Origin of the sequence: uncultured Planococcus sp. (assembly GCF_947501725.1) — a bacterium.
Lineage (GTDB): Bacteria > Bacillota > Bacilli > Bacillales_A > Planococcaceae > Planococcus > Planococcus donghaensis_C.
Map to the genome: position 1 here is coordinate 12,933 of NZ_CANMXD010000004.1, position 25,445 is coordinate 38,377.

A 25,445-nucleotide genomic window follows, 5' to 3' on the forward strand; every position below is an offset into this window, starting at 1 on the left:
TTCAAACCAAACTAACCTATTGGAGGAGATCATTATGAAAACGACTAAAACATATGAGACACGCTCAATGAAAGAATGCCGCGAGTGCGGATGCGAAATCAAGGAGCAGCACCAGTCAATCATCTATGAATGCGAACGCTGCATGTGCAAGCAAGACGAATAGAACTTAAAAACCCCACTCGGTCTGCCGAGTGGGGTTTTTTTGCCTTTTTACTTTTTAAGTGCTTTCAAAATCAGGAAATTCGGGCTTTTCATCAGCCTACTGTATTGTTCAGGTGCCAGTTCCTTGAATAGCTGGGTGGGTTGCGGCTCAGTTGCATGTTCAATTGAAAAATCAACAAGCAGGTTGTTGAGGATCTCACTCAACGGCCTTCTGTAAAATGGCACATGATAGGTCCTCCCGCCTTTATTCCATTGATCGACGATCAGCTCAGTAGAAAAATATTGTGATTCCTCCAAAAGCTGAAGGTCCGTCAACGGATGATGGATCGATAACAAAAAGCTTCCGCCCCGCTCCAATACCCGGCTAAATTCAGCAAGAACAGCCGGCCAGTCCTTCAAGTAATGCAGCGTCAGTGAACTGACGATAAAACCAAAGCTGTGGTCTTCAAATGGCAAGCGTTCTTCCAAGTCAAGACAGTGCACATCAGCATTTTCACCCATAAGCTTTTTAGTGGAAGCGATCATTTCTGGACTCATGTCAACGCTTGTCACTTGCGCTCCTCTGTCGGCTAATTGCCTGGAATACCAACCTGCCGAACAACCCGCATCGAGTACCCGGAACCCGGTCAGATCAACCGGAATATGCTGCATCATTGCAGGTCTTTCATATTGTGTATTGTAGAGGTTATTCTCGTCTCCCATCGTTTCATAGACGCCTGCCAATTCGTTGAATGTCTCCAGCAATTGCTTTTTCATCGTTCATCCCCCTGATTCATCAATTTTCCCGCTTCTTGTCTGTTGATTTTGTACAGCACATGCTTTTTCAGCGGACTCTCTCGACCCAGCTTCGGATGCTCGAACTCGCCTACTTTTGTCATTCCAATCCGCTTCATGACGGTTTCAGAGGGCTGATTGATCACCGAAGTGAACGAATAGACTTCAGTCATGCCTAATGGACCGAACGCGTAGGCTAAGCAGGCTCTCGCCCCTTCGACGGCGTAGCCCTTTTTCCAGAAGCGTTTATCCAGCCGCCATCCGATTTCCGCTGCTCCCTGCGCTTCAATCGGGATTGTTATTTCAAGCAATCCGATAAAGCCGATGAACACTCCATCTTCTTTCCGATCCACTGCCCACATTGTATAGCCTTTTTCCTCCATATGCGTTTCGAATCGCCCGATCAACCTGGCAGCTTCTTCTTTTGCCAACGGCTTCGGAAAATACTGCATCACTTCCGGATCCTCCGCCATAGCTGCGAACGGATTCCGGTCGTTTTCTTTCCACCCCCTAAAACCCAGCCGCTGTGATTCAAAAAGATATTTTGTGTCCATTCGCCTCCCCCTTTCTTTCAGTGGCATCAGCTTTTTCTTTATCTATAGTTTACCAGAACCAGACATTTCCGAAAGCTGTCCACTCCATTGTCACTTTCGAGGCTCTAATTCATCAAAATTTTGTATTAAGTTCAAAATTTAAAAAATAAAGATTGCAAAATGCATTATTTTTTTGCATTATTATAGATAGAGATAATTATTAATGCAAAAATATTTTGCGGCAACTTTTTTCTCCTTAATTTATAATTTCATTTCCATCCTTTCAAAAATTTGTTCCGTTAAAAAATACAGAGAAGATTGGGGCAATAAAAAAATGATCGTTAAAAATTTCTTCATCCACCTATCAGAAAACCAACTTTTAAATAAAGCAGCACAAAACTACGGCTTCAAGCTGGGCGCCCACAGTGTTGTAGCCGGAACCAATATCGAAGAAGCCATTGGCAGCATCAAGGAATTGAATGCGCAAGGCATCAGTTGCACCATAGATAATCTAGGGGAATTTGTCCATGACAAAGCTGAAGCACTGGAAGCAAAAAATCAGATTCTGGGTGTTGTAGATGCCATCCATAAACATAAAGTGGATGCGCACATTTCCTTAAAGCCGTCACAACTCGGATTGGATATCGACTACGAATTTTGCCTGGAAAATATTAAGGAAATCGTCGCTAAATCTGCTGACTACGGCATTTTCATTAATTTTGATATGGAAAACTATGCACGTCTTCAACCGTCATTCGACTTGTTGGATGAATTGTCGAAAGACTTCGAGAACATTGGGACGGTCATCCAATCCTATTTCATCCGGGCCGAAGATGATATCAAGAAATACAGCAATTACCGGCTGCGTATTGTCAAAGGCGCATATAAAGAACCGGAAGAAGTGGCCTATCAAAGCAAAGAAGAAATCGATGCCAACTTTATTGAACTGATCGAGTACCACTTATTGAACGGCAAGTTCACCTCCATTGCGACACATGACCATAATGTCATCGAACATGTGAAGCAATTTGTGGTTGACCACAACATTCCGAACGAAAAATTCGAATTCCAGATGCTTTACGGCTTCCGTAAGGAAATGCAGTTGGACCTTGCCAAACAGGGCTATAATTTCTGTACGTACATTCCTTTTGGGACAGACTGGTATGGCTACTTCATGCGCAGACTGGCAGAACGCCCACAGAACTTGAACCTGGTCGTAAAGCAGGTATTCACCAAAAAGACCAATGCAGCGATCGGCATGGTAGCCGGAGCATTCCTGCTCGGCCGTCTGGTTGGGAAGAAATCGTAAGCCACATTCTGAGGTCAAATCCGCATTGACGGAGATTACCACGGACCGATGAACCTATGAAATGAAAAAAACCTGCAGGCCTTCAAAAGGCCCGCAGGTTTTTTCAGTAGGTAAATTCATTTGGGGTTTTCTTTATCCATCCGCAGGATAAGTCACTGTACCATCCTTATCCACAACTGCCTCTGCTCCCCACACCCCCACTTCATGCTCTACAATATCAACTGCTCCTTTTTTGCCATCGATGATGTGCAAAACACGGTGGCCATTCGCGGTCAGGTAATTGCTGATCAACAACCGGTGGCAACGTGCAGGGTGACGTTCCGAACAGCAGTAAGCCGTCCGTTTGACAGCCGCTTTCTCCAACAGTTCTTCAATGCCCTCTTGAAATTCTTCCGTCAACGTATAATCCGCATAGTTGTGAAAAGACTGGTTGCGCCAGCCTGCATTCAGGTCTTCCTGGACATCTTTCGATTTCCGGCGTCTGCCGCCAAGCTTCGGGAAATGTTCATAAGTGATTCCTTCAGCTTCAAGCCAAACAGGAAATTCATCTTTGGAAAACTGCGGCCATTTGCGGCTCCCCGGAAACGCCCGGACATCTCCCAGGAGCTCGATGCCGGTTTCTTTCAGCATGGCATCGAACACTTCCTGTGAGTGGCTGGAATGGCCGATGGTATAGATATCCATTTAGAAAAACCGCCTCTCCAATTCGCTCTTACTTCCCTATTCCTCGGAAAAGAAGCAATTAAACATGGAGAGGCGATGCATCAGATTTCGATGACTTTTATCGTGGAACCGATTTCTTCATGTGCGGTATCATGGACCCATTCATGTGGAAAATAGCCCAGTGGATTACAGATGCAGTCGATGCCTTTGTATTCCTCATGATACCTGGTATGGATATGGCCGAAAATCATTTTTTGAACACCATATTTTTCAGCAAGCTGCCCGACACCCTTGCTTCCCATCATGGCATTGAAGAAATCCCAAGCAGGATCGTTTTTTACTTGTAGAAAATGGGCAAACGGCACAAAATGATTGACCAGGATGATGTTCTTTTCCTGATTGGCCATCAGCCAGTTTTCCAGCTTCTCCAAATACTTCCCAGTGATTGCCCGATCATTCTCCGGCCAATGGACATGGATTTTGTCGGGCCAAGTAAAATCGTTGAATTGCCCGGCGGAAAACTGCTCATCGGTAAACTCTTCCATACCCAATGTATAGTCGTACCAACCGCCATCACCGATTACAACCCATTCTTCGTTCAAGTCGACCGGCCCATTGCCAAGATTGCCGCCAAACTGCAGCAGCTTATGATATGCATCAACGGCATCCTCATGGTATACATCGTGGTTGCCATGGACATAGAGGACCTGAGTTTTTGGGAAGCCGCTTTGCAATCGATTTAAAAGGCCCAGGCTCTTTTCGGGACCTGAAGCCATATCGCCACTGATGATAAATACATCAGGTTCATGCTGATCCAGCCATTCCTGCAACAACCCGAAAACATCAGAGCCGGACCTTTTACGGTTCAAACCTTCGTGTATATCAGATAAGATGGCGATCTTCATTTGTCATTCCCCCTTCAACCGATTAACGAAAGTGTTTCATCCACTGCTCGAAATTATCAACTACTGTATCCAAAAAAGCTACAGTCGCTTCATCTGTGATATTCCCTGCTTCATCCATTTTCGTATGAACTGCACCGATATAGACTTCATTGCCGATCAGTACAGGTGATTGAAGCCCTGGCGCAAAAAGGATATCACGCAAATGCATCTGGGCTTTGACTGTCCCTAAATTGCCCATGGAAGCTCCCATGATCCATGATGGTTTGCCGATCATCACTTTATCGACACGCGACAGCCAATCGATGGCATTGCCAAGCACCCCTGGAATGGTCGAGTTGTATTCAGGCGTCACCCACAACACAGCATCCGCTTTTTTCACAGTGGTCTTGAAATCCGTAATTTCCTGCGGCTCTTTGTTCTCAATGTCCTGGCTGTATAATGGCAAGACGCTCAAATCCAGGATCTTCATTTCAAGACGGCTGCCGTAGCGCACCTGGACAAACTCTGCTAATTTTCTGTTGAACGAATCTTTCCGTACGCTGCCTACGATTACTGCGACTTTCATTTTCTTTTCCTCCTTATCGGCTTTTCTACTTATCCTTATCAGCCTCCAGTATAGACTATTCAGTAAATACTGGCTGAGAAAAAGCATTCGTCACTCCACCATCATTTCTTATTCCGATAAAGATACATCGTGAGCGGTGCAAAAATAGCCGTCATGATAGCCGAAACCAGCAGAACACCGGCCACCTGCTGCCAGGTTCCCGTTCCATGCATAAATCCACGGACCGCTGTTGCCAGAATTGAAATGGGGTTGCTGTTCACAAAGCCCTGAAGCCAGGTGGGAAGCGTCTCAGGTTCCACAAAGACATTGCTGATGAAAGTCAGCGGCATCAAGACAAGGAAACTGATCATCATCAATGATTTTTCCGAACGTACGATTAAACCGAAAGTCGTCCAAATCCATGAAAGGCTGAATGAAAAAATCAGCACCAGCACAATGGCAAAGCCGACACCCCATAGACCGCCCTCCGGCCGAAAGCCAAGCATCAATCCAAGTGCAATCATAATGATAGAAGCCATCGAGTAGCGGATAACATCCACCAGCAAAGCACCGATTAAGGCAGACGGCAGCCAAATCGGCAACGTCCGGAACCTGTCAAAGATGCCTTTTCGTATGTCGTTGTTCAGATCGATTCCTGTGTACATCGTAATTTGGGCAACAGTCATGACCAGTATGCCCGGCAGAAGAAACTGCAGATAGTCAGTGGTCGAGCCTGCGATGGCACCCCCGAAAAGATACGTGAACATCAGCAGGAATATGATCGGAAATACGGTGACATCAAACATCTGTTCAGGAACATGTTTGATACGCAATAAAGCACGCGATGCAAAAGCCATCGTCGAAGACCAGGCATTCGGCGGCTCGGGCCTTGCACCTGAAGCAATCGCCTGCAGCAGCCGCTCATCGGTGCCTGTATCGGTCTCCGTCGACTCGCGTGTTTGCAGATGTACAGTCATAAGATCTCCTCCCCGGAATCTTGTTGTTGCTCAGCAGACTGGCCTGTCAACGTCAGGAACACTTCGTCAAGGCTTGGACGTCCCAGTGAAAAATCACTGACTTCAATATGCTGTCGAGCAAATTCGGCCAGTGATTCTGCTACTAGTGCAGAATCATCAGCTTGAGCTGTCAATGAGGTGGAATCCGCACCCAGGCGAACGGATGCATCCAGCTTTTCTTCAAGTATCGTTCTGGCCCGGTGCTGGTCTTCGGCATGGACAAGTTGGACATTCAAAGTGCCACGGCCGACCGATGCCTTCAACTCACTGCTGGTACCTTCTGCGATGATTTTGCCGTGATGGATCACGCCGATCTGGTCCGCCAGCTGATCGGCTTCCTCCAAGTATTGCGTTGTCAGCAAAACCGTCGTCCCCGCACGGACCAGCGCACGGATGATATCCCAGACCTGGTTGCGGCTGCGGGGGTCGAGTCCGGTAGTCGGTTCATCCAAAAACAGTAAATCCGGTGTCACCACAATACTGGCCGCAATATCGATGCGCCGACGCATCCCACCTGAATAGTTTTTCACCTGACGTTTTGCCGCATGGTCCAGTCCAAAAGCTTCTAATAATTCAATTGCCCTGACCTTTGCCTGTCTGCGTGTATAGCCCATCAACCGGGCAATCAGCATCAGGTTCTCGATACCGGTCAAATCTTCATCGATCGAGGCGTACTGTCCTGTAAGGCTTATGCGCCTCCTGATAGCAGCACTGTCAGAAACCAAATCATGGCCAAAAACCCGGGCGCTGCCGGCATCAACCGGAAGCAGTGTTGCCAGCATCCGGATGGTGGTGGTTTTACCGGCTCCGTTCGGGCCAAGAAAGCCATAGACTGTCCCTTTTTGGATCGCCAGATCGACGCCATCGACCGCGCGCTCTTTGCCAAATACTTTCACCAACCCAGTCGCTTCAATGGCCCAGTCATTGCTTTGCAGGAACTTTTTGTCTTTCTTCAAAATCCTCACCTTCTTCTCTTGATTTAGGGTTACGTTATAGAATGGATTTTAAAGCGATTCCCCAGAAAAAATGATTATGTACGAACTGAATGACAGATATGCCTCTCCTCTCCACTCTACTTATTTCGTTTTCCTTTTGCCGCATCTGATTTCATATGACCTATTATACCAAACATTTGTTCTTATTAATAGTGGGAATAGTCAGTTATTTTTAAGTTAAGGGATTTTCGCAGCACTTCAACTTCTGTTACACAAAGTACCCATAACAAAAAGGCCAAATGCAAGTATTTTTGCATTTGGCCTTGAAGAAATTATTTATTAATTTGGAACGAGCGATTCATTCTGTATCGGGGCATTCTTCAACGAAATACCGACAACATCACCTGTATTAAACCGTGAGGCAAAAACCGATTCGTGGATGGTCCACGTCTCTTCCCCGACCTCTACCGTATAATGGATTTCATGGCCCTGATACTGGACAAAAGACACTACACCCTGCAGGCCATCATTTTCTGCAGACATCAGCAAAAACTGTTCCGGCCGAACAGGATAGATGCCGCTTTTCTTGAAGCTGTCTGCCACACCGAGGTCCGGCCAGACATTTTTCGGATCGATGGCCGGTACGAATCGGTCATTTTGCCATTTTCCTTTCACCAAATTGCATTTGCCGACAAACGTCGCAACGAATTCCGTCTCGGGGCGTGTATAAAGGACTTCCGGGGGCGCTATCTGCTCAATCCTGCCCTGGTTCATGACGACGATCTTATCCGCGATGGCCAGCGCTTCTCCCTGGTCATGCGTCACAAAAACGATGGAAGCTTCCGTTTCCCGGTGCAGTTTTTGGATTTCCTTGCGCATCTCCATGCGCAGCTCGACATCCAGCGCACTCAGCGGCTCGTCCATCAGCAGCAGATTCGGCAGCGGAGCAATGGCTCGCGCCAGTGCAACACGCTGCTTTTGGCCGCCTGAGAGCTCTGACGGGTAACGGTCGGCCAGCGCATCCAAGCCGACCAGCTTCAATACATCTCCAATCCGCTCTTGAAGTTCTTTCTTGCCTTCCCTGATTTTATTCGGATGGTAGCTGAGCGGAAATTTGACATGTTCCGCCACTGTCATATGTGGCCACAAGGCGAACGATTGGAACACCATGCCGATATTGCGCTTTTCTGGCGGCAGCACTCGTTTTGTCGATGCCAGAATTTTATCGTCCATTTCGATGGTCCCGTCAGTCGGCCCCATAAAGCCTGCCAACAACTTCAATAAGGTCGTTTTGCCGCATCCGGAAGGACCCAGCACCGCAATAAACTCACCATCCTTGATTTCCAGATCGATCGAATGGAGTGCAGTGAATGAACCATATTTTTTTGATACATTATTCACTTTAATCATTTGGTTTTCAGCACCTTTCTGTCCCAAAGCTTGCCAAGCAGCATAAACAATCCACCACCGAGCAGAATAGCCAGTACCAATACGGTTGAAAACGCGGTGGAATAGGTGGAATAGCCCGCCTGCTCGTAGCCGAAGATCACAACACCGACCGTTTCAGAGCCGGATGACCACAACAAACTGGAGACCGTCAATTCAGTGAGCGCCATCAGAAACACCAGCAACGCCCCGCTGAGAATGCCCGGAAACAGCAATGGCAATAAAATCCGACGCCATTTCACCCAGCCGACTGCGCCTGAAGTCCTCGCCGCCTCTTCCATGGAAGGGTCTATCTGAAGAAATGCAGTATAGCTCCCTCTGACTTGCAGCACCAGGAAACGAGTGGCATAAGCGATGAATAAGATCCATACGGTGCCATAAATTCCTGGATTCCATCCCGGAACCGGCTCCAACCACATAAAGATCATACAAAGTGCAAACACCGTACCAGGCAACGCAAACGGAACGGTCATAAAAAGCTCTGCGGCTTTCGTGCTCCAGTCCGGATGTTTAAAACGCAAATACGCCATTGCCGTCCCAAGCACCAAACACACCAGCATGGTGAAAAAAGCCAACTGCAGGCTATTCGATAATGCCGATAAAGGCTTGGAATCCGTCAAAAAGACGTACTCATAATTCCGCAACGATAAATTCTCCAGATTGAATGGTACGCCGTAAGCCGAGATGAGCGATAAAGCCCCCATCGTGATCAGCGGCATCAAACTCGTTACCAACAGAAAAGTCCACAAGGAGATTTCCAACAACTTTTGCTTGCCGGCTGATAAATGGATGCGCGGCGTCGAATCACTTCTATTCGTCTCATTGACGCGGCTGCGGCGCAGCAGAAACCATTGGAATACCGTCCCGACCAACGCAATGACGCCTAGAATAACAGACAACACAGCCGCCCGCGAAAATGCGGAAGGGCCGAATCCGACAACCTGCTCGTAAATATAAGTGCTTAAGACCCGGATGTTCGCAGGTGTCCCGAGAAATGCAGGTATCCCGAAGTTATCCAGGTTCGACAGGAACGCAATCAACCCACCACTGGCAATGCCGGGTAGCGCCAAGGGCAGAACGACTTTCCATAACGCACGTTTTTTCGAAAGGCCGCTAGTTGCAGCTGCTTCTTCCAGTTCACGCGGAATTTTCCGGAATACGTTGACGGTAAACAAATATACAAGTGGATAATGCGATATTCCAAGCAGCAGGATGATTCCGCCAATGCTGTACAAGTTCGGTGCTTCCAAACTGCCTGGAAGCCAGGACAGCATCGCGTTCACCGGGCCCGAAGCGCTGAAAAATTGTGTCCAGGCCAACGTTGTAATATAGGACGGAATGATGAACGGCAGGAAGATAAAAAGCTGCATCGCCCTTTTTCCGCTCAGCTGGACATAAGCGACAATCCAGGAAAATAAGACGCCAAGCGCCAGTGCCAGGATTGTCGATCCCGCTACGATGACCAAGGTATTCTGCACCGTCTTCCAGGTCGCAGGCTCTCTCAGGATTTCCGTGTAATAGTGCAGCGTCAGCGAACCGTCATCTACAAAACTTAAAAAGACGAGCCGCAGCACCGGCAGCAGGAAAAACACGAAAATCACCAGCAGACCGATCACTTTATAGATGCTATTTTTTTGAAAAAAGAGAGAAAAAGAGGAATCCCTCTTCTTTCTCTCTTCAACCATTGGCTGTTTTGCTGTCATATCGGTAACTCCTCGCATCGAAATTCAAGTTATTCTATTGTCCAAAAATCTGTCCGAATTCCGCTTTATCTTCATCACGCGTTTCCAACAATTCAACTGCTTCTGCATCCAGAATGGTCATCTCATCCAATGTCTTCAAGCCTTCTGGTGCTTCAATACCTTCACGGATCGGTGTATAGCCCAAGTCTGAAGCCAATTGCTGGCCTTCCTCCGAAAGAATGAAATCTACAAACGCTTTGGCTGCTTCTTCATTTTCAGTATTGGCCATGATGCCCACCGGTTCTGTAATGACCGGGACGCCTTCTTCTGGATATACCAATTCGACTGGAGAACCGTCACTCTTAGCGCGTGCCGCCAAATAATCGACGATCATGCCGTAATTCTTCTCGCCTGTCGCAACGCTTTCCAGCACTGCTCCATTGCCTTGCGTAATCGTAATATCGTTGCCACGAAGTGATTCATAGAATTCCCAACCGAGGCCGTCCTGGCGCGTCATTACACCCAGGTTATAAGCGGCTGCACCGGAGTACAATGGACTTGGCATGACTGCCTGTCCGCTGGTCGCTTCATCAGTCAGGATGCTCCAGCTGGTCGGAAGATCTGTCACTTCATTGGTGTTGACGATCAGGCCTGTTGCCATAATTTTGGTGCCGGCATAAGTGCCGTCCGGATCGACGAATGCTTCGTCGATGGCTTCTGCTTCCGGCGATTCATATGCCAGCAGCAGCTCTTCTGCCTTGAAATTCTCGAAAGTCACTGAATCGGCCACCAATAGAACATCCGCTTGTATATTGCCGCCTTGGTTCTCCGCTTGGATCTTTGAGACGACTTCTTCAGTACCTGAACGGAAAATGCTGACATCCACTTCCGGATTCTGTTCTTTAAAAGCATCCACCAAAGCCTGTGCATCCGCGTCCGGCTGAGACGTATAGAAATCAAGGGTACCGGAGACACCCTCTCCATTTTCTGCAGGTGCCGTTTCCGTCGCGATGTCATCTCCGCCGCACGCTGCTAAAAATGCTGCCAGGCACAATGATGCCGAACCAAAAAAGATTTTCTTCATATCAATTCCCCCTCATTTTTGTAACGGCCTTTTGTATTTATTATGTAAAGACTCTCTATCAGTATAGGGCTGAATTATGAAGCCTTTGTTAAGCTGGTATTAAGAAATATTATTTCGTGCTGGTAGAGCGCTTTCATTCCACATGATGCAGTACACACTCATGTTAATTCTGCTAGTTATTGCCTTATATAGCAACTATAATTTGTCCTGCGGGTGAGGTCAAATATAAGTTGAGGTATTATTCAGTTTTATACATGAAATATACTTCCTGTTTCCTGCATCAAATCCTTCTTCGTACAGAGCTTACTTGTCGAAGTATATCCGACACCTTCCTAAACACAACGGTGAAAAATGAAAGAAGTTCACTTTCTTCCATTATAAATATTCCCGAAATTAATGCAGATGGATTTTTCACCTGTAAAAAACACAAAAAAATAGCACCTCTTCCGTCTATCCAGGTATTTAAAACCTTGCGGAAGTGGGCTATTTCTGTGTTTTCCACTTAAATATCAGACTACTTGACTGCTTCTTTCTTGGCGTTCAATTGAGCCGACAGTTCCTGGAACCATTCTTTGTCATCGGTAGCGAGTGCCAAATCGATCAGGAAGCCCAGTTGTGCAGCATCTTTTGTATCGGACTGCGGAATGCTTTCCACTTGGTGCACTGACATAGGAATGGTCATACCGATCATTTCTTCGTTATCGCTTTCCACCACCGTAACGTTCACGGCTTCTTTAAGGACATTCATGGAATCGATGAAACCGATAATCAGCTCGTCGTGACGGGATTTGCCTTTCACCCAATCACTTGTTTTCAAAATCGTTTTATTCGTACCCATATCTATGCACCTTCTTTGTATTATTTATCAATCATTGATAGCGTTACAAATCCATTAGTACGGCTTACTCTCCCTGTTTCCCTAAACAATTAACGGCAAACACTATCTGCAGAATTTTTAAAAGCTTTTTCATAGCAGCACTTGCTTCAGAAGCTTTTATACGTGAAGAGAAATGCCGCTGACAAAACCTTGAAAACTTGCTGCTAAGTCCAATTCTACGGTTCTGTATCCGCTATTACAATTTATTTGCCTCATATTCGAGATAACTGAGATGAGCGAATGCTTTTTTTTGCTTACAGGTTTTCACTAATAGAGATAATGAAAAAGTTCTAATCCACTTGGAAGTGAATTAGAACTTTTCAATGCATATTCAAAATGTTTTATTGAAGATTTTTCAGCACTTTCGATAGTGGATAAATTCCGATGCTTTGGATGACCAAAGAAAGAAGAATAGCGGCGAAGGCTAAAGATACCAGAATTTGATCCTGCCCCGAAGCCGCTTCCTCAAGCCATAACAGCAAAGCAACCGACATAGCACCTTTAATCCCTGACCAGGCCGTTAAAGTGATCGTCGAAAAATCATTTTTGAATTCATGCCGCCACTGCGGCACACCGTAGATCAAAATTCCAATGACGATGAAACGGATGATGATTGCGAGCAGGAATATGATGATGGCAAGCCACCAGCCTGAAAAAGCCAGATACTCAGCCCCGCGGATTCCGATCAGAAGAAACAGGACAGCCAGCAATACCGGCGTCGTGATATCCCAGAACCCATCAAGTGATTCCTTTAAATTATCTTCTTCAATTTCCTTGTTCATTTCATAAGATACGAATATTCCAGCAGCAACAGTCGCCAAAACTCCAGACACTCCGATCGCTTCTCCTATATAAAATGCTCCGTATGCGCCGATTACACTCAATATGACCTGATACTTTTTGTCTGTAGTGAAACGAATTGTTTTGCTCATCAGCCAGCCGATCAGAACCCCAAGCAATATTCCTCCAATCGACACCAGTAAAAATACCGATATGAACTTGCCGACAGAAAAACCGCCACCTGTTTGGAACATGGTAAGGAATATGGTGAAAAAGACGATACTCGTACCATCATTGATCATCGATTCCCCTTCCACTACATCGGCAATCTGCTCTGCACCACTGCTCTCTTTCAGAATAGTTGTGACAGAAACCGGGTCAGTGGGTGCGAGTATTGCAGCCAGCAGGAAAGAGGCCGTAAAAGAAAGTGCAGTAAACAAAGTGCCTGCTAAATAAATAGATAGACCCAGTAAGAAAACAGTGGCGATCATACCAACCGTACTCAGAGTCAGAATAATCCCCGTATTTTCTTTTAACTGTTTTAATGGGAATTGATAAGCGGATGTAAAAAGGATCGCCGGGAGGAAGATATTAAAAATGATGTCTTTTGAAATATCGAAGCTCTCAAAATACGGGATGAATGACAGGCCCAGACCAATCACCACCAGTACAACGGGAACAGGGAAAAAATTCTTCTTGATATCGATTGTATAGACGATATAACCAATAAATAATAAGATGAGCAACTGATGTGTGAACACGGTGCCCCCTCCCCTCAAAACTGTATAGCCACTTCTATTTCTTTTAGCCCAAAAATAGATTCTCAAACTTCTCAAAATTAAACTGCAGCTGATTATATGTAGTTGAATTACGAAAAATAAAGCCTTTCAAGATGCAAAAAACACCTCTATCTTCGGCGCCACTGCAGCCATCGATAGGGTGTTTTTCTTAAACTTCTTTTATGATTGTTTGCAGGATACTAAAATCAAATCGACCAATTGACCAGCATACCTGCATGGGTCAAACCGCCGCCAAATCCATAGAGCAACAATTTATCACCGGATTTGATTTTTCCTTCCCGCACCCCTTTATCCAACGACAAAGGAATCGAAGCGGCAGAGGTGTTGCCGTAATACTCAAGGCTGTAGATGGTCCTCTCCAGCGGAAGTGCATTTCTGCTGCAGATCGACTCGATAATTCGCAGATTGGCGCTGTGCGGGATAAACCAATCCACTTGATCCTTCTCGAATCCCGCTTTTTCCATCAAAGCCTTCATCCCTTTTGGAACGGTATTGACCGCCCATTTGTAGACCTCGCGCCCATTCTGATTTACAAAACCGTTTACCGCCAGTTCATTCCCGAACATGCTGGTGGATAGATCCGTACAGTATAGATTATTGGCCAATTCCCCGTTCGTTCCCATATGGTATTCAATAAAGCTCGGTTTTTCTTCATCGTATTCCACAAGAACGGCACCGCCTCCGTCACCAAATAAAATACAGGTCGACCGGTCACTGTAATCCAGGATTTTGGAGAAAGTCTCCGCTCCGATCACCAAAATCTTTTTGTTCAAACCGGCTGTGATCAAACCGTTTGCCATATGAAGTCCGTAGGTGAATCCGGAGCACGCCGCGTTCAAATCGATGGCTCCAGTGTTTTTTATGCCGAGCTTTGCCTGTACAAGCGCAGAGACACTCGGCGTCTTAAAATCGGGTGTCATCGTACAGACGATGATCATGTCCACATCGTCAAGCGATTTCCCGTAGCGCTCCATTAAGTTTTCGGCAGCTTTGATACTGATATCACTGGTGAATTCAGTATCTGCAGCAATCCGTCGTTCTCTTATCCCGGTTCGTTGGACAATCCACTCATCGTTGGTTTCCACTAATTCCTCTAAACGGCGATTGGTCAACCTCTTCTCAGGCACATATGATCCGATGGCTGTAATTCTGGCTTTTGAAATGTTCATGTGAATCGCCCCTTCATGATGTTCTCGCCCTATTCTACCATCAACTATTAGTATTAGGTACTAATATAGGTGGTTTAAGAAATTTTTTTAAAAAACTAAAGCTTTTTGACATAGATGAATTGCAGAAACTCAAATCCCATCTTTTCTAGCAAAAATTTAGTAATCGTAGGAACAAATCTGTAATTCATCCGACTGTCGGCGTTCATTCAGCCATTGTTGAATTCAGATTGGAAGCATTCTGTTTGTTCTGTGCTCAAGTAAAGACTTTATTGTAAGCAGCTTGGGTCCTCTGTTGTGACGGCTTTCCTCCATTGTTTTGTCCAGCAACTTCAATCACAGCTGATTCTTCGTGTATTTCTTCTGGCTGAAAGGATATAATGGAACCTGCTACGAGAAAATTGCGAGGTGAAAAGGTTGAGAAGTGGAAATCCAAGTTTGAAAGCTGACTCATTCAAAAATTACAAAGACACCGATACCGGCCGGAGAATGACCATCCAGGGTACGGTCAACAAAACTTTCATTTTGCTTTTGCTGCTGCTCGTGACATTTGTCTACTCCTGGAATCAGTTCGTCGAAAGTCCGGGCAGCGTATTGCCGTTGATCCTAGTTGGAGCAATCGGAGGCCTTCTCATTGGCTTGATCACAATCTTCGTACCGAAAATTTCACCTTTTACAGCGCCGATCTATGCGCTGTTGCAGGGATTATTCCTCGGTGCAGTATCCGCCCAGTACGAAGCGCAGTATGGCGGCATTGTCTTTCAGGCAGTGCTGATCACAATTGGTGTATTGCTGAGTTTATTGCTCATTTATAAATCCGGCCTCATCAAAGTGACACAAAACTTCCGGCTCGGCGTTGCTGCTGCCACAGGTGCCATTTTCGTGGTGTACCTGATTTCTTTTGCGGGCAGATTTTTCGGCTTTGAAATCCCACATCTTCATGAAGCGACTCCGCTTGGCATTATTATCAGTGTGGTCATTGTCATCGTTGCCGCGCTGAATCTGGTATTGGATTTCGACTTTATCGAGAATGCAGCCGAAAGGCAAGTACCGAAATACTTCGAATGGTATGGAGCATTCGGCTTGCTGGTGACATTGGTTTGGCTATATCTCGAAATTCTCCGTCTGTTGTCCAAAATACGCAGCAGATGATCAGAAACGTCCTTCGGGGCGTTTTTTTACTTACATGACAAAAAAACGCATCCTGAAAACCAGAGAGGTTTCAGGATGCGGCTGTTCCACTTATTATTATTTTAAAACATTGCGTGTTTTTTCCATTTCATCGGAGGTCTTTTTTTCCATTTTATATTCCTTGTAACCACTGATAAACTCTTGGTAAACTTCCAAATATGTTTTTGTAGTGCGGTCCATTCTTTTTTCTTCCTTCATCATTACAGTCATCTCATTCATCCTCCTTGGTAGTGTTCTTCCTAATCATGGTTTATATGCGTGCAGTCCTAAGACTTTGAGCAAAGCTTCTTTTCTTTTTGTACTTCATGATTCTTCAGGGTATGAATTTCTCACTGGTGGATTCCCGGTGATAAGGCGTGATGTAAAAAAGGTCGTTCGGACTCCATTTGGATATGTGGTACAGGTTTTGGAAAACTTCTGGCGTAATTTCATAGCGCTGCAGGCCATTCGGCAACGCTTGGGCTTTAACGGGTGCCTGCTCCAGCTTCATCTCGTCGATATCAACCCATACCGTCTCAATTTCCGTCTGTTCGCCATTTTCTTTTCTGACGGAAACTTCTTTTGTCAGGCGAGCAAACAGGGTGATAAAGGCTGTTTCTTCTTCAATATGCACATCTTTGGATCTGAGAAAAAAATATTCAACCGCCTGTTCTGTCAATTGCACTTTCTGTCCCACACTTACTTCTCTCCTTTAAGCCAAGCAATAGCTCAAATTCCCCTATTCCTTACATTTTCTCAAGTACGCCAAGTGCTCCGGAAAGCCGTTCAGCAAAATCTTCGAAAGGTTCCTGTGAGGCTAATCGAAGGCAATGCATCCCACGTTCCATGGACAGCTTCTGTGAATAGCTTGTGGGAAATGAAATCGGATGCCCAATAAATGCTTTCATGAAAATAGGCAGTTCTTCGTGAAGCAGATAGACTTCCGCCTGATTAAACGCTTCCCGGTCATCGCTTGATATTCGGCTAAAAACATTCAGGTCCAGTGACCAGCTGACATATACATCAGGTCTTTTCTCCACTTGGATCGTCCGTTTCTTTGCCAACTGCCAAGCACCTTCCATGAATTCCATTTCTGAACCTAAAAAAAATTTTGTTTTCTTATTTTTTAATGCCAGTGAATCTGTTCCAATCATTTTAAACACCCCTTAAACTCTTTTCAACTAATCTTCTGGCTAATTAGACAGCGACCTAAATTACAATGTTTTTTTGCTTTTAACTGCTGATGGGCTCGTAAATAAGCAATGTTGGTTTATTGCATAAAATTCACGTGCTGATACATAAATATTCTGAATATTAAAATTACAATATCCAAATATAACACTTGGCATTTTATCTTTCTTCTTCTGTTAAAGTGAAAAATACAATAAAATAGCCGTTTACCAATGCTTTAAGACTATTGTATAAGCTAAAAAATGTAAAGCATTATAGAAAATTCTTTTAATTCAGAAAATATTTATATTATTCTTATATATTTTATTATTAAACTTCATGTATTTAAATTAATCTCAATGTATTATTACTCTTATCTTTTATCTTAATGAATGCGTATTTACCGCTTTCCAAAGATGCATTCATCTAAATGGGACTTCACATGGAAAACAGAAATAGCCGCCATATTATTGGGGTTTTCTAGTAATATAAAGTTCATTGACTACATGCTAGTCCGTTTTTTCAAATGCCAAAAGAGAGGATGCCTGTCTTTCTACATCCTCTCTTTTTAAGAATCCATGATGGGGTTTGTACTTCCTCAACTATTATTACTAAGAAATAAGTTTTCCATATCCGCAATGTTTTACTAAAATAAGGAAGATGCTAAATTTTTTTAATGATTTCACTTTGTTTTTTATATATTAGATACCCAGTGGATTTTCACCCTAAAGGTGTTTCCCCATATAATTTCCACAGCAGCGGAAATTTCTGTCGCAGAGCTTCTTCATCATCTTCTTCCCAGTCCAATTCCAAGTCCGGCTGTTCATAATCCTTCCCTGCCATCTCCCCATACAGATCCAGGTATGCCTCTTGATCTAAATCAGTCTTTTCTTCAAACGCCAGGCTGGCAGCGTAGAGTAAATCTTCAAATTCAGGCACGTCCTCCTCCAGTTCTTCCAAATATGGAATAATGCTTTCTGGATTGCGGATGGCTTCTTCATACGCTTCTTTTCCAAGGTACAGGAGCCATGCCCGGAAATAATCGAAAGAATCATCGGAACAACCGCACATGATGATAAAAGCTGCTGCCCATAAATCCGATGTATAGGATTTATGATACTGGTGGTTGAAATGCGTATCAAACCGGATAATGTCCTCCACCGATTTTCTGGCCAACTTGCCAACCAGCCATTCCACCTGCTCTTCCAAGTCGTCTCTTTTGTAATGCGCCATGTCCAGCAGTCCCCAAAACTGGTCTTCCGTCATCCCGCTTCCCCGGATTTCTTCTTCCTGCTTCTCAACCTCCTGGTAGCCTTTTTTCAACTTCGATTCAATCAGTCTATTCGCTTCTTTCAGGCACTGCTCTTCAGAAGAGAATTCTTTTGTGTTTATGGAGCCGCGAGTTCCGATTCTTCCGTAAGATACGATAAAGAGAGTGCCCTGAGCTTTTATTTTCCAGAATTTATTGGAGTAGGCGGTAATGCAAACCAGTGATTTTTCCATTTGAATTCCCTCTTCTATCTGAATTTTCGTTGACGCTATTCCCATGCTTAAATAACTAATTATTTAGTATTATTACAAAAATCATTCTATTTACTTTATACTTGTACACATGGCAATTATAGATGCTCTATTTACCGCTCAAGAAAGGAGGCTTATTTTTCTTCCGATAAAAGCATTTATTTCTTCCATGATTTATTATTTTAACCCGTTACCTGTACATAAGTATCGAAATCCCCTGAATTTTAGCTGTTCAGCTTGTTTTACATTTAACAGATGTAACCCAAACCTATGACAAGGAGTGATTCAATGAATCCAAAATCCCTGACATTATTATTAATCGTTTCTACTATGCTTCCACTCTTCTTGCTGGCCTGTTCTAGCGAGGATTCCAACGACGCAGAATCTTCCGGCGCTCAAGATACCCTCATCTTCGCCCGTGGCGGTGATGCCGTATCTCTGGACCCGTCAGAAGTGACGGATAACGAATCTGAAAACGTTGCTCAAAGCATCTTGGAAACATTGACGACGTTTGCGGAAGGAGAAACAGTAGTGGAACCGATGCTTGCGACCGAATGGACCGAATCGGAAGACGGCCTCACCTATACGTTCACCCTTCATGAAGGGGTTAAGTTCCATGACGGTACGGATTTCAATGCGGACGCGGTTGCCTTCAATTTTACTAGATGGATGAATGGCGGCGGAGATAAGTTTCCGATGTATGGAACCGTATTCGGTGGCTATCAAGGCGATGAAGCCCATAATATTGCATCCGTCACTGCCGTGGATGAATCCACAGTCGAAATCAACTTGAACAATCCTCAGCCGACGCTGTTGAAGGACCTTGCGCTTACTCCACTCTCTATTTCAAGTCCGGCAGCGATCGAAGAATCGGGCGATGATTATAGAAGCAATCCGGTCGGCACTGGGCCCTTCATCTTCCAGGAATGGCAGCCGAACGAACGGATAGTCCTGGAGAAAAATGACGATTATCGGATAGACGGGCTACCTAAACTCCAACAAGTGATTTTCCGTACGATTCCGGATAATTCCTCACGGCTCAATGCGCTGTTGAGCGGTGAAGTGGATCTCATCACCGGCTTGGATTCCGAGTCTTATTCGCAAGTTGAAGAAGATCCGGAGCTAGAGCTGTTTTCCCGTCCTCCCCTCAACCTCGGCTATCTGGGCATGACGTTGACGCACGAGCCATTCGACGATCCGCTCGTCCGCCAGGCGCTCAGCCATGCGGTGAATAAAGAAGCGATGGTCGAAGCGTTCTTCGGTGAAGGGGCGATTCCTGCAAAAAATGTAATCCCCCCAGCTGTCGAAGGGTATAACGACGACATCGAACCGTATGCGTATGACCCTGAGAAAGCCAAGGAGCTGCTCGCAGAAGCAGGACTCCCGGACGGTTTTGAAATGGAGCTTTATGCCATGCCTGTATCCCGCCCGTATATGCCGGACGGCGCTAAAGTGGCGGAATATCTGCAGTCCAATTTTGCAGCTATCGGCGTCGAAGCGGAAATCGTCACATTCGAATGGGCGACCTATATCGAAAAAGCGATCAACGGAGAAGCCGACACGTTCCTGCTCGGCTGGACCGGCATGAACGGTGATGCAGATAACTTCATCTATACATTGCTGCACGGCGACAATGTCGGATCCACCAACTCGACGCAATACGATAATCCCGAACTGAATGCGATTCTGGATGAAGCAAGAACCATTACCGACCAGGAAGCGCGCAATGAACTCTACAGAGAAGCGCAGGTCATTTTGCACGAAGATCCACCGATCATCCCGCTCGTCCATACCTCACCGTCTCTTGCAGGCAAAGAGAACATCACCGGCTTTGACCCGCATCCGACTGGACGTGTGATTACGACGGAAATCGAATTCGAATAAAATAAATGCGCATTAAACTGAATTACTTAAGATGGCCGCCAATTCGAGCAATGAATTGGCGGCCATCTTTCTTGCTTGAGAGCCAAACTCCTTACCAATTTAGAAATATTCAATTCTTTCACTTCAGTACCTTGTATTGAACACTAGCTGATGATATATTATTCATTAACTACTACTGTTTATTAAACAATAGCGAAGAAAGGAGTTGTGAGAAGTGAATATCCAATTTAAAAAAGGCGCATTGAATTTATGCGTGCTGGTTCTTCTCGATAAACAGGACCGCTACGGCTACGAGTTGGTTCAGAAGATTTCGAACCGGATATCCATATCGGAAGGTGCCGTCTATCCCCTTCTCCGCCGGCTGACCAAGGAAGGCTATTTCACCACTTATTTACAGGAATCGAGCGAAGGGCCACCAAGGAAGTATTATTCGCTCACAGAACTGGGCAGGACATACCTGCAGGAACAACTCGACGAATGGAAAAGCTTCACGGATGGGGTCAATAAACTAATTGAAGAGGGTGTGCAAAATGACTGAAAACCAATTTCTATTGGAACTCGAAACGGCTTTGAAACAGCTACCGCAAGAAGAGCGCAACGATATTCTCCAGGACATCAGAGAGTATTTTGCGAACGGCAAGGCAGATGGCAAGACTGACAATGATATCGCAGCGGAACTAGGTTCACCAGAGGCCATCGCGAACGAACTGATCGAGTCTTTTGATTTCAGCCAAACGGACTTCCCTGCAAGCATGAAAGATTTGACAGAAGATGAATTCGATAAAGTCGACATCCAACTCGACAATGGCACCTTGTTCATCTCACCTTCCGAAGACGGCAAAATGCATACGGATATCACCGATAAAAGCTACCGGCAACAGCTGTCCGTCGATATCCTCGACCGTACACTGGTCATTACGTTAAAAGAAGAACCAAGAAAATGGGGCATCTTCAGTTTTACGGCGAACATGAAATCCCCGACACTCAAGGTACTGCTGCCGGATAAATTCTACGAAACAATCGAAATTGCGTCAGACCATGGCAGCATCAACGGGAATCGTCTCCAAAGTACGCAAATCAAAGCGGAAACCGATAATGGACACATTTCATTGGAACACTTGAGCGCGGGTGAATGCGTCGTCAAATCAGATAATGGAGAAATCGATTTGAAGTCCATCCAAGCCAAAAAACTGAGAGCCAAAACCGATAATGGCCAGCTCAAGCTGGAGGATATGCAAGTAAACGAAGTACATGCCACATCCGACAACGGCGCCATCGTCATGAAAGAAATCGAAGGCAATGTGCGCGCAAAAACCGACAACGGACGCATCCACCTAGTGACTGCCGACATCGAGCGGAACATTGCGCTTGAAACCGACAATGGACCCATTCTCCTTGAAACACAGGTTGAGCCGAAAAATGCGACCATCCAGGCAAAAGTGGATTGGGGATCGATTTCCGTATTCGGGCTGAAGAACAGAAAAAGCATCTTCGGAAACGGAAATCATATGGTAGACCTGCAATCGGATAATGGCAGTATTACCGTACAACTTGTCTAACGAACAGAAGAAGCTGTCCTGAAAGCCTTTTCCAAGGCATTCAGGACAGCTTTTTTAATTTTTCCAGTTTCCCCACAAATGGTTCTGCTACAGACTACATGGATTGGGGTTTTTAAGCACCCGGCCGCAATTCCTGGCGGTTCACCCACTCACGGACCATCTCCACATACGCTTCAGGTTCTTCTATTCCCGGCATATGGGAACTGTTTTCAAACACATGGAATTCACCGTCTTGAACCAGTCCCGCATAATACTCCGTCGCTTCAGGACTGGCTGCATCAAATCGGCCGCATGAAAACAGTGTTGGAATTTCAATTTCAGACAAGCGCCCAGTCGCATCAAAGTTCTTTAACGTTCCGGTGACGGTAAAGTCAGAAGCCCCCCACATAAAGTTGTAAATTTGATGATTCAGCTGTTCCATATCTTCCTCCATCTCTTTTGGCCACGGATCAACGCGGCACATATGGCGTTTATAATAAGCCATTATCGCCTGTCCATACTCTTCCGTTTCCGTCGTTTGGTTCCGCTCGCTCTTTTCAATCGTCTCTTGGATTTCTTGCGGGAATTGCTTTAAGTAATTCCGCTGGTCCTGCTCCCATCTCTGCGCATCTAACACCGGTCCGGAAAAAATAACGCTGCGGACGCCTTTAGGTTTTTTGAACAAATAAGAAGCGACCAGCATGGTCCCCCACGAATGGCCCAGCAAATGAAACTCTTTCAGTTCAAGCGCCTGAATAACTTGTTCCAACTCCTCCACAAAACGCTCCACTGTCCATAAAGCGGTATCTGTGGGGCGATCCGATTTGCCGCATCCAAGCTGGTCGTAATGGATCACCGGCCGGTCTGTTCCCAATTGGCGGAGCGGATCACTATCACTGCTTTTCGATCCCGGTCCCCCGTGCAGCACCACTAACGGGATGCTGGGGCCATTTCCGCTGATCCGGTACCAGACATTTCCCCCAGTAACAGGGATAAATCCTTCTTTGGCATTGTCCATAATTACCTTCCTCCTCTATTTGAAAGCTATATAACTACTATTTCCTTTCCCGACAAATAAACTCCTCTTTTAGAGAAATAACAGAAAGCTACGCAAATCCTTTTTTCACCGGAACTATTTTTCCACTGAAACGTACATACTGTTATCCGATTAAAGGAGGAATTCTTATGTCCAAATACTCCATTCACCAGTTTGTACAGAAAACACAGCAAGACGAAAGCGCACGTGAATTTTTTGAACTTGAGACGGATCGACTTTTGGAAGTGAACTTGAACGGCTTGGTCTGGGCTAAAGCCGGGTCCATGATTTCTTATGAAGGAAACATCAAATTTGAGCGGGAAGGCATGCTTGAGCATGGGCTGGGGAAATTCGTCAAAAAAGCCTTCAGTGGCGAAGGCGCACAGCTGATGAAGGCAAATGGAAACGGGAAACTTTATATTGCGGATCGGGGCAAGAAAATCACCATTCTGGATCTGGAAGGCGAAAGCATCTACATTAACGGAAACGACCTGCTCGCATTCCAGGACGGCCTGAATTGGGACATCAAACTCATGCGCCGCGTAGCCGGGATGATGGCAGGTGGCCTGTTCAATGTCCGCCTGGAAGGACATGGACTTGTCGCGTTCACTTCCCATTACGAGCCGCTTACTTTGCTCGTCACGCCTGACAGACCGGTATTCACTGACCCCAACGCAACAGTCGCATGGTCGGGCAGCCTCGAACCGGATTTCGTCACCGATATCCAGCTGAAAAGCCTGTTTGGCAGAGGCAGCGGTGAATCGGTGCAGATGAAGTTTTCCGGCAACGGCTTTGTCGTCGTACAGCCTTTTGAGGAAGTTTATCATGCGCAGCAGAGCTGATTTCAATTTAAACACTCCGCCAGTTGCCATGATCCGGCATCTGGCGGGCTTTTTTGTCCATCATTGAATCTAAATTTTAATACAACCAAAAAAAGGATGGGATTAGTATGAGTAATAAAGATTTATACCGAAAGTGGATGGAAGCTTGGAATACAGATATCTCCTTAATCGATGAAATCGCACATCACGAATGCATAGTGCATCAGGCAAGAACTGATGGGAAGGATTCAAAAAGATACAGTGGTCCAGAAGCGTTGAGAGATGTAATTTTGTCGGGAACTTATTTTTTTGATGAATATCAAATGTCATTAATTGTTGAACCGATTGAAGAAGGAAACTATATTTCTGCTCGCTGGAATTTCACAGGAAAATATAATGGAAAAATGGATGGAGTAACTGTTGATAGAGGGAAAGAGATTTCATTTGATGGGACTGATATTTTTTATATAGAGAATAAAAAAATCAAAGGCTATTGGGTTTCTTCTGATGGAGTTGATTTTATGAAACAATTAGAACTAATATAGATAATCAATTCTGTTGAACAAAAAATAAAGTGAAATGAACTAACAGAACAGCTTATTGAATTTAACATTTTTTAGTGGAATCATTTTTGTGATTAAGCTACTTCTAAAGTGAGATTTTTTCATAAAAAAGAAGCCAATAACTGACTCCGCTTTCTTGCTATAGTTGCTGATAAATTGACCAAAACAGAATTCAACGTAAAATCTTTTCAAGGATAGCCAGATTTTCTTGGAGAAATGAAGCATTTTTTTCAACACCTCGACGTTTGCTCCACCCTATACTATTAAAGGCATCTACAAATCGATAAAAAGGCAATACAACTTCCAAGTCAATCAGGGGTCTAATGCTGTTATAACCGTCTTGAAAAGCGTTATATAAAGTGGAATCAAAGCGTAAAAAATCACGATATAATTTAGTGAAATCAACTTCTGTTGAACCGAATCGTACACTTTCAAAGTCGATCATGCCTGAAACCTGTTCCCCATCTACAATGATGTTGGCAGGCCGAAAATCCATATGGACAAAGCTTGGACCGTCTGGAGAAGGAAGCTGGTTTTTCATGTCGTTAAATTTCTCTATGCTTTGATCATACAAATCTTTATCCAAAATCTCTCTCACGTCTTCTGCAAAACTGTAGAATTGATTCTCGATAAATTTTATCCAGTTGGAAAATTCATTTTTTATACTCGCTGTTTCTGTTTTAGCAGCCGGCTGAATGCTGTGCAGCGTAGCCTGTAAAACCCCGACTTGAAATGCAACTGCCGGTGAAGACTTCTGCGTCAATGGCTTTCCTTTCAACTCTGACAGCAAAAAAGCGCCTGGACATTCTTCATTACCCGACCAAAAGTCTAACATCTTCGGAACTAAAACTTTGCCTTCTAAGATTTTATAAGCTTCTAATTCACGTTGATATTTCAGTTTTGTATAAGGAATTTTCACATAGACATTCTTACCATTAAGCAATTCACATTTATACACCGTTGAACTAAAGGAATCTTCAACTTCATAAATTGCTGCTGTTTGGATACCGAACTGTTCGAGAACATCATTTAACATATAATCCTCTACTTTCACATCAAATTATTT

27 protein-coding genes are annotated in these 25,445 nt (G+C 44.9%); 8 read left to right on the forward strand and 19 right to left on the reverse strand.

What is annotated here, in order from left to right; translation table 11 throughout:
- The first annotated feature begins 34 nt into the window (after nucleotides 1–34).
- The gene (locus Q0785_RS06605) at nucleotides 35–163 is read left to right on the forward strand and encodes a YhfH family protein (RefSeq protein ID WP_223642974.1); all 129 of its coding nucleotides are present in this window, start codon (nucleotides 35–37) and stop codon (nucleotides 161–163) included.
- Between the two features lie 47 nt (nucleotides 164–210).
- Here the strand turns inward: Q0785_RS06605 and Q0785_RS06610 are convergent, their stop codons facing one another.
- Together Q0785_RS06610 and Q0785_RS06615 are read right to left on the reverse strand one after the other, a co-directional pair.
- Nucleotides 211–918 (reverse strand): class I SAM-dependent methyltransferase, encoded by a 708-nt coding sequence (locus tag Q0785_RS06610; protein WP_298827374.1) that lies wholly within the window; start codon nucleotides 916–918, stop codon nucleotides 211–213.
- Entirely contained in the window at nucleotides 915–1,490 is a 576-nt protein-coding gene (locus Q0785_RS06615; protein WP_298827377.1) for a GNAT family N-acetyltransferase, read from the reverse strand. Before Q0785_RS06615 ends, Q0785_RS06610 begins: the two co-directional genes overlap by 4 nt.
- Before the next feature lie 313 nt (nucleotides 1,491–1,803).
- Between Q0785_RS06615 and Q0785_RS06620 the strand changes: the two genes are divergently transcribed.
- Nucleotides 1,804–2,778 carry a proline dehydrogenase family protein gene (locus tag Q0785_RS06620; RefSeq protein WP_298827380.1) on the forward strand — a complete coding sequence of 325 codons (975 nt, stop codon included), beginning with the start codon at nucleotides 1,804–1,806 and terminating at the stop codon, nucleotides 2,776–2,778.
- Nucleotides 2,779–2,910: 132 nt separating this feature from the next.
- Here Q0785_RS06620 and Q0785_RS06625 read toward each other — a convergent pair whose 3' ends face one another.
- From Q0785_RS06625 to Q0785_RS06675, 11 genes are all read right to left on the reverse strand, one after another.
- Complete coding sequence (locus Q0785_RS06625; RefSeq protein ID WP_298827385.1) at nucleotides 2,911–3,462, reverse strand: DUF488 domain-containing protein; 552 nt, start codon at nucleotides 3,460–3,462, stop codon at nucleotides 2,911–2,913.
- Between the two features lie 80 nt (nucleotides 3,463–3,542).
- Nucleotides 3,543–4,346 carry a metallophosphoesterase gene (locus tag Q0785_RS06630; protein WP_298827388.1) on the reverse strand — a complete coding sequence of 268 codons (804 nt, stop codon included), beginning with the start codon at nucleotides 4,344–4,346 and terminating at the stop codon, nucleotides 3,543–3,545.
- 22 nt (nucleotides 4,347–4,368) lie between these two features.
- Nucleotides 4,369–4,911 carry an NADPH-dependent FMN reductase gene (locus Q0785_RS06635; RefSeq protein ID WP_298827391.1) on the reverse strand — a complete coding sequence of 181 codons (543 nt, stop codon included), beginning with the start codon at nucleotides 4,909–4,911 and terminating at the stop codon, nucleotides 4,369–4,371.
- Between the two features lie 101 nt (nucleotides 4,912–5,012).
- The gene (locus Q0785_RS06640) at nucleotides 5,013–5,867 is read right to left on the reverse strand and encodes an ABC transporter permease (protein ID WP_298827394.1); all 855 of its coding nucleotides are present in this window, start codon (nucleotides 5,865–5,867) and stop codon (nucleotides 5,013–5,015) included.
- Nucleotides 5,864–6,871 (reverse strand): ATP-binding cassette domain-containing protein, encoded by a 1,008-nt coding sequence (locus Q0785_RS06645; protein ID WP_223642990.1) that lies wholly within the window; start codon nucleotides 6,869–6,871, stop codon nucleotides 5,864–5,866. The genes Q0785_RS06640 and Q0785_RS06645 overlap by 4 nt, the downstream gene beginning before the upstream one ends.
- A 309-nt stretch (nucleotides 6,872–7,180) precedes the next feature.
- Nucleotides 7,181–8,251, reverse strand: a complete 1,071-nt coding sequence (locus Q0785_RS06650; protein ID WP_298827399.1) for an ABC transporter ATP-binding protein — start codon at nucleotides 8,249–8,251, stop codon at nucleotides 7,181–7,183.
- Nucleotides 8,248–9,990: an iron ABC transporter permease gene (locus Q0785_RS06655; protein ID WP_298827402.1), complete on the reverse strand. Its 1,743-nt coding sequence runs from the start codon at nucleotides 9,988–9,990 to the stop codon at nucleotides 8,248–8,250. Before Q0785_RS06655 ends, Q0785_RS06650 begins: the two co-directional genes overlap by 4 nt.
- 34 nt (nucleotides 9,991–10,024) lie before the next feature.
- A complete protein-coding gene (locus tag Q0785_RS06660) occupies nucleotides 10,025–11,053 on the reverse strand; it encodes an ABC transporter substrate-binding protein (RefSeq protein WP_298827405.1) in 1,029 nt (342 codons plus the stop codon).
- A 514-nt stretch (nucleotides 11,054–11,567) separates the two neighbouring features.
- A complete protein-coding gene (locus Q0785_RS06665; protein ID WP_298827408.1) occupies nucleotides 11,568–11,891 on the reverse strand; it encodes an IDEAL domain-containing protein in 324 nt (107 codons plus the stop codon).
- A gap of 380 nt (nucleotides 11,892–12,271) precedes the next feature.
- Complete coding sequence (locus Q0785_RS06670) at nucleotides 12,272–13,471, reverse strand: sodium:proton antiporter (RefSeq protein ID WP_298827411.1); 1,200 nt, start codon at nucleotides 13,469–13,471, stop codon at nucleotides 12,272–12,274.
- Between the two features lie 224 nt (nucleotides 13,472–13,695).
- The gene (locus tag Q0785_RS06675) at nucleotides 13,696–14,679 is read right to left on the reverse strand and encodes a ketoacyl-ACP synthase III (RefSeq protein ID WP_298827414.1); all 984 of its coding nucleotides are present in this window, start codon (nucleotides 14,677–14,679) and stop codon (nucleotides 13,696–13,698) included.
- A gap of 414 nt (nucleotides 14,680–15,093) precedes the next feature.
- Between Q0785_RS06675 and Q0785_RS06680 the strand changes: the two genes are divergently transcribed.
- A complete protein-coding gene (locus Q0785_RS06680) occupies nucleotides 15,094–15,828 on the forward strand; it encodes a Bax inhibitor-1/YccA family protein (RefSeq protein ID WP_298827417.1) in 735 nt (244 codons plus the stop codon).
- 96 nt (nucleotides 15,829–15,924) lie between these two features.
- On the opposite strand, the gene Q0785_RS06685 is transcribed toward Q0785_RS06680, so the two are convergent.
- The 4 genes from Q0785_RS06685 to Q0785_RS06700 all read right to left on the reverse strand — a co-directional run bounded on the left by Q0785_RS06685 (nucleotide 15,925) and on the right by Q0785_RS06700 (nucleotide 18,519).
- A complete protein-coding gene (locus Q0785_RS06685) occupies nucleotides 15,925–16,077 on the reverse strand; it encodes a hypothetical protein (RefSeq protein ID WP_298827419.1) in 153 nt (50 codons plus the stop codon).
- A 103-nt stretch (nucleotides 16,078–16,180) separates the two neighbouring features.
- A complete protein-coding gene (locus tag Q0785_RS06690; protein ID WP_298827422.1) occupies nucleotides 16,181–16,543 on the reverse strand; it encodes a hypothetical protein in 363 nt (120 codons plus the stop codon).
- Nucleotides 16,544–16,592: 49 nt separating this feature from the next.
- Nucleotides 16,593–17,000: a hypothetical protein gene (locus Q0785_RS06695; protein ID WP_298827424.1), complete on the reverse strand. Its 408-nt coding sequence runs from the start codon at nucleotides 16,998–17,000 to the stop codon at nucleotides 16,593–16,595.
- A gap of 736 nt (nucleotides 17,001–17,736) precedes the next feature.
- The gene (locus Q0785_RS06700; protein WP_298827427.1) at nucleotides 17,737–18,519 is read right to left on the reverse strand and encodes a DUF4240 domain-containing protein; all 783 of its coding nucleotides are present in this window, start codon (nucleotides 18,517–18,519) and stop codon (nucleotides 17,737–17,739) included.
- 306 nt (nucleotides 18,520–18,825) lie between these two features.
- Between Q0785_RS06700 and Q0785_RS06705 the strand changes: the two genes are divergently transcribed.
- The 3 genes from Q0785_RS06705 (at nucleotide 18,826) to Q0785_RS06715 (ending at nucleotide 21,980) form a co-directional block, all read left to right on the forward strand.
- Entirely contained in the window at nucleotides 18,826–20,421 is a 1,596-nt protein-coding gene (locus tag Q0785_RS06705) for an ABC transporter substrate-binding protein (protein ID WP_298827429.1), read from the forward strand.
- Between the two features lie 214 nt (nucleotides 20,422–20,635).
- Nucleotides 20,636–20,959, forward strand: coding sequence for a PadR family transcriptional regulator (locus Q0785_RS06710; RefSeq protein ID WP_298827431.1), 324 nt, complete (start codon nucleotides 20,636–20,638; stop codon nucleotides 20,957–20,959).
- Nucleotides 20,952–21,980 (forward strand): DUF4097 family beta strand repeat-containing protein, encoded by a 1,029-nt coding sequence (locus Q0785_RS06715; RefSeq protein ID WP_298827433.1) that lies wholly within the window; start codon nucleotides 20,952–20,954, stop codon nucleotides 21,978–21,980. Before Q0785_RS06710 ends, Q0785_RS06715 begins: the two co-directional genes overlap by 8 nt.
- Nucleotides 21,981–22,092: 112 nt before the next feature.
- On the opposite strand, the gene Q0785_RS06720 is transcribed toward Q0785_RS06715, so the two are convergent.
- On the reverse strand, nucleotides 22,093–22,977 hold the full coding sequence (locus tag Q0785_RS06720) for a proline iminopeptidase-family hydrolase (RefSeq protein ID WP_298827436.1): 885 nt from the start codon (nucleotides 22,975–22,977) through the stop codon (nucleotides 22,093–22,095).
- 167 nt (nucleotides 22,978–23,144) lie between these two features.
- On the opposite strand from Q0785_RS06720, the gene Q0785_RS06725 reads away from it, so the two are divergent.
- On the forward strand, nucleotides 23,145–23,837 hold the full coding sequence (locus Q0785_RS06725) for an AIM24 family protein (RefSeq protein ID WP_223643033.1): 693 nt from the start codon (nucleotides 23,145–23,147) through the stop codon (nucleotides 23,835–23,837).
- A 107-nt stretch (nucleotides 23,838–23,944) separates the two neighbouring features.
- Nucleotides 23,945–24,361 (forward strand): ester cyclase, encoded by a 417-nt coding sequence (locus Q0785_RS06730; protein ID WP_298827443.1) that lies wholly within the window; start codon nucleotides 23,945–23,947, stop codon nucleotides 24,359–24,361.
- Nucleotides 24,362–24,551: 190 nt separating this feature from the next.
- On the opposite strand, the gene Q0785_RS06735 is transcribed toward Q0785_RS06730, so the two are convergent.
- The gene (locus tag Q0785_RS06735) at nucleotides 24,552–25,415 is read right to left on the reverse strand and encodes an aminoglycoside phosphotransferase family protein (RefSeq protein WP_298827446.1); all 864 of its coding nucleotides are present in this window, start codon (nucleotides 25,413–25,415) and stop codon (nucleotides 24,552–24,554) included.
- Nucleotides 25,416–25,445 lie beyond the last annotated feature (30 nt).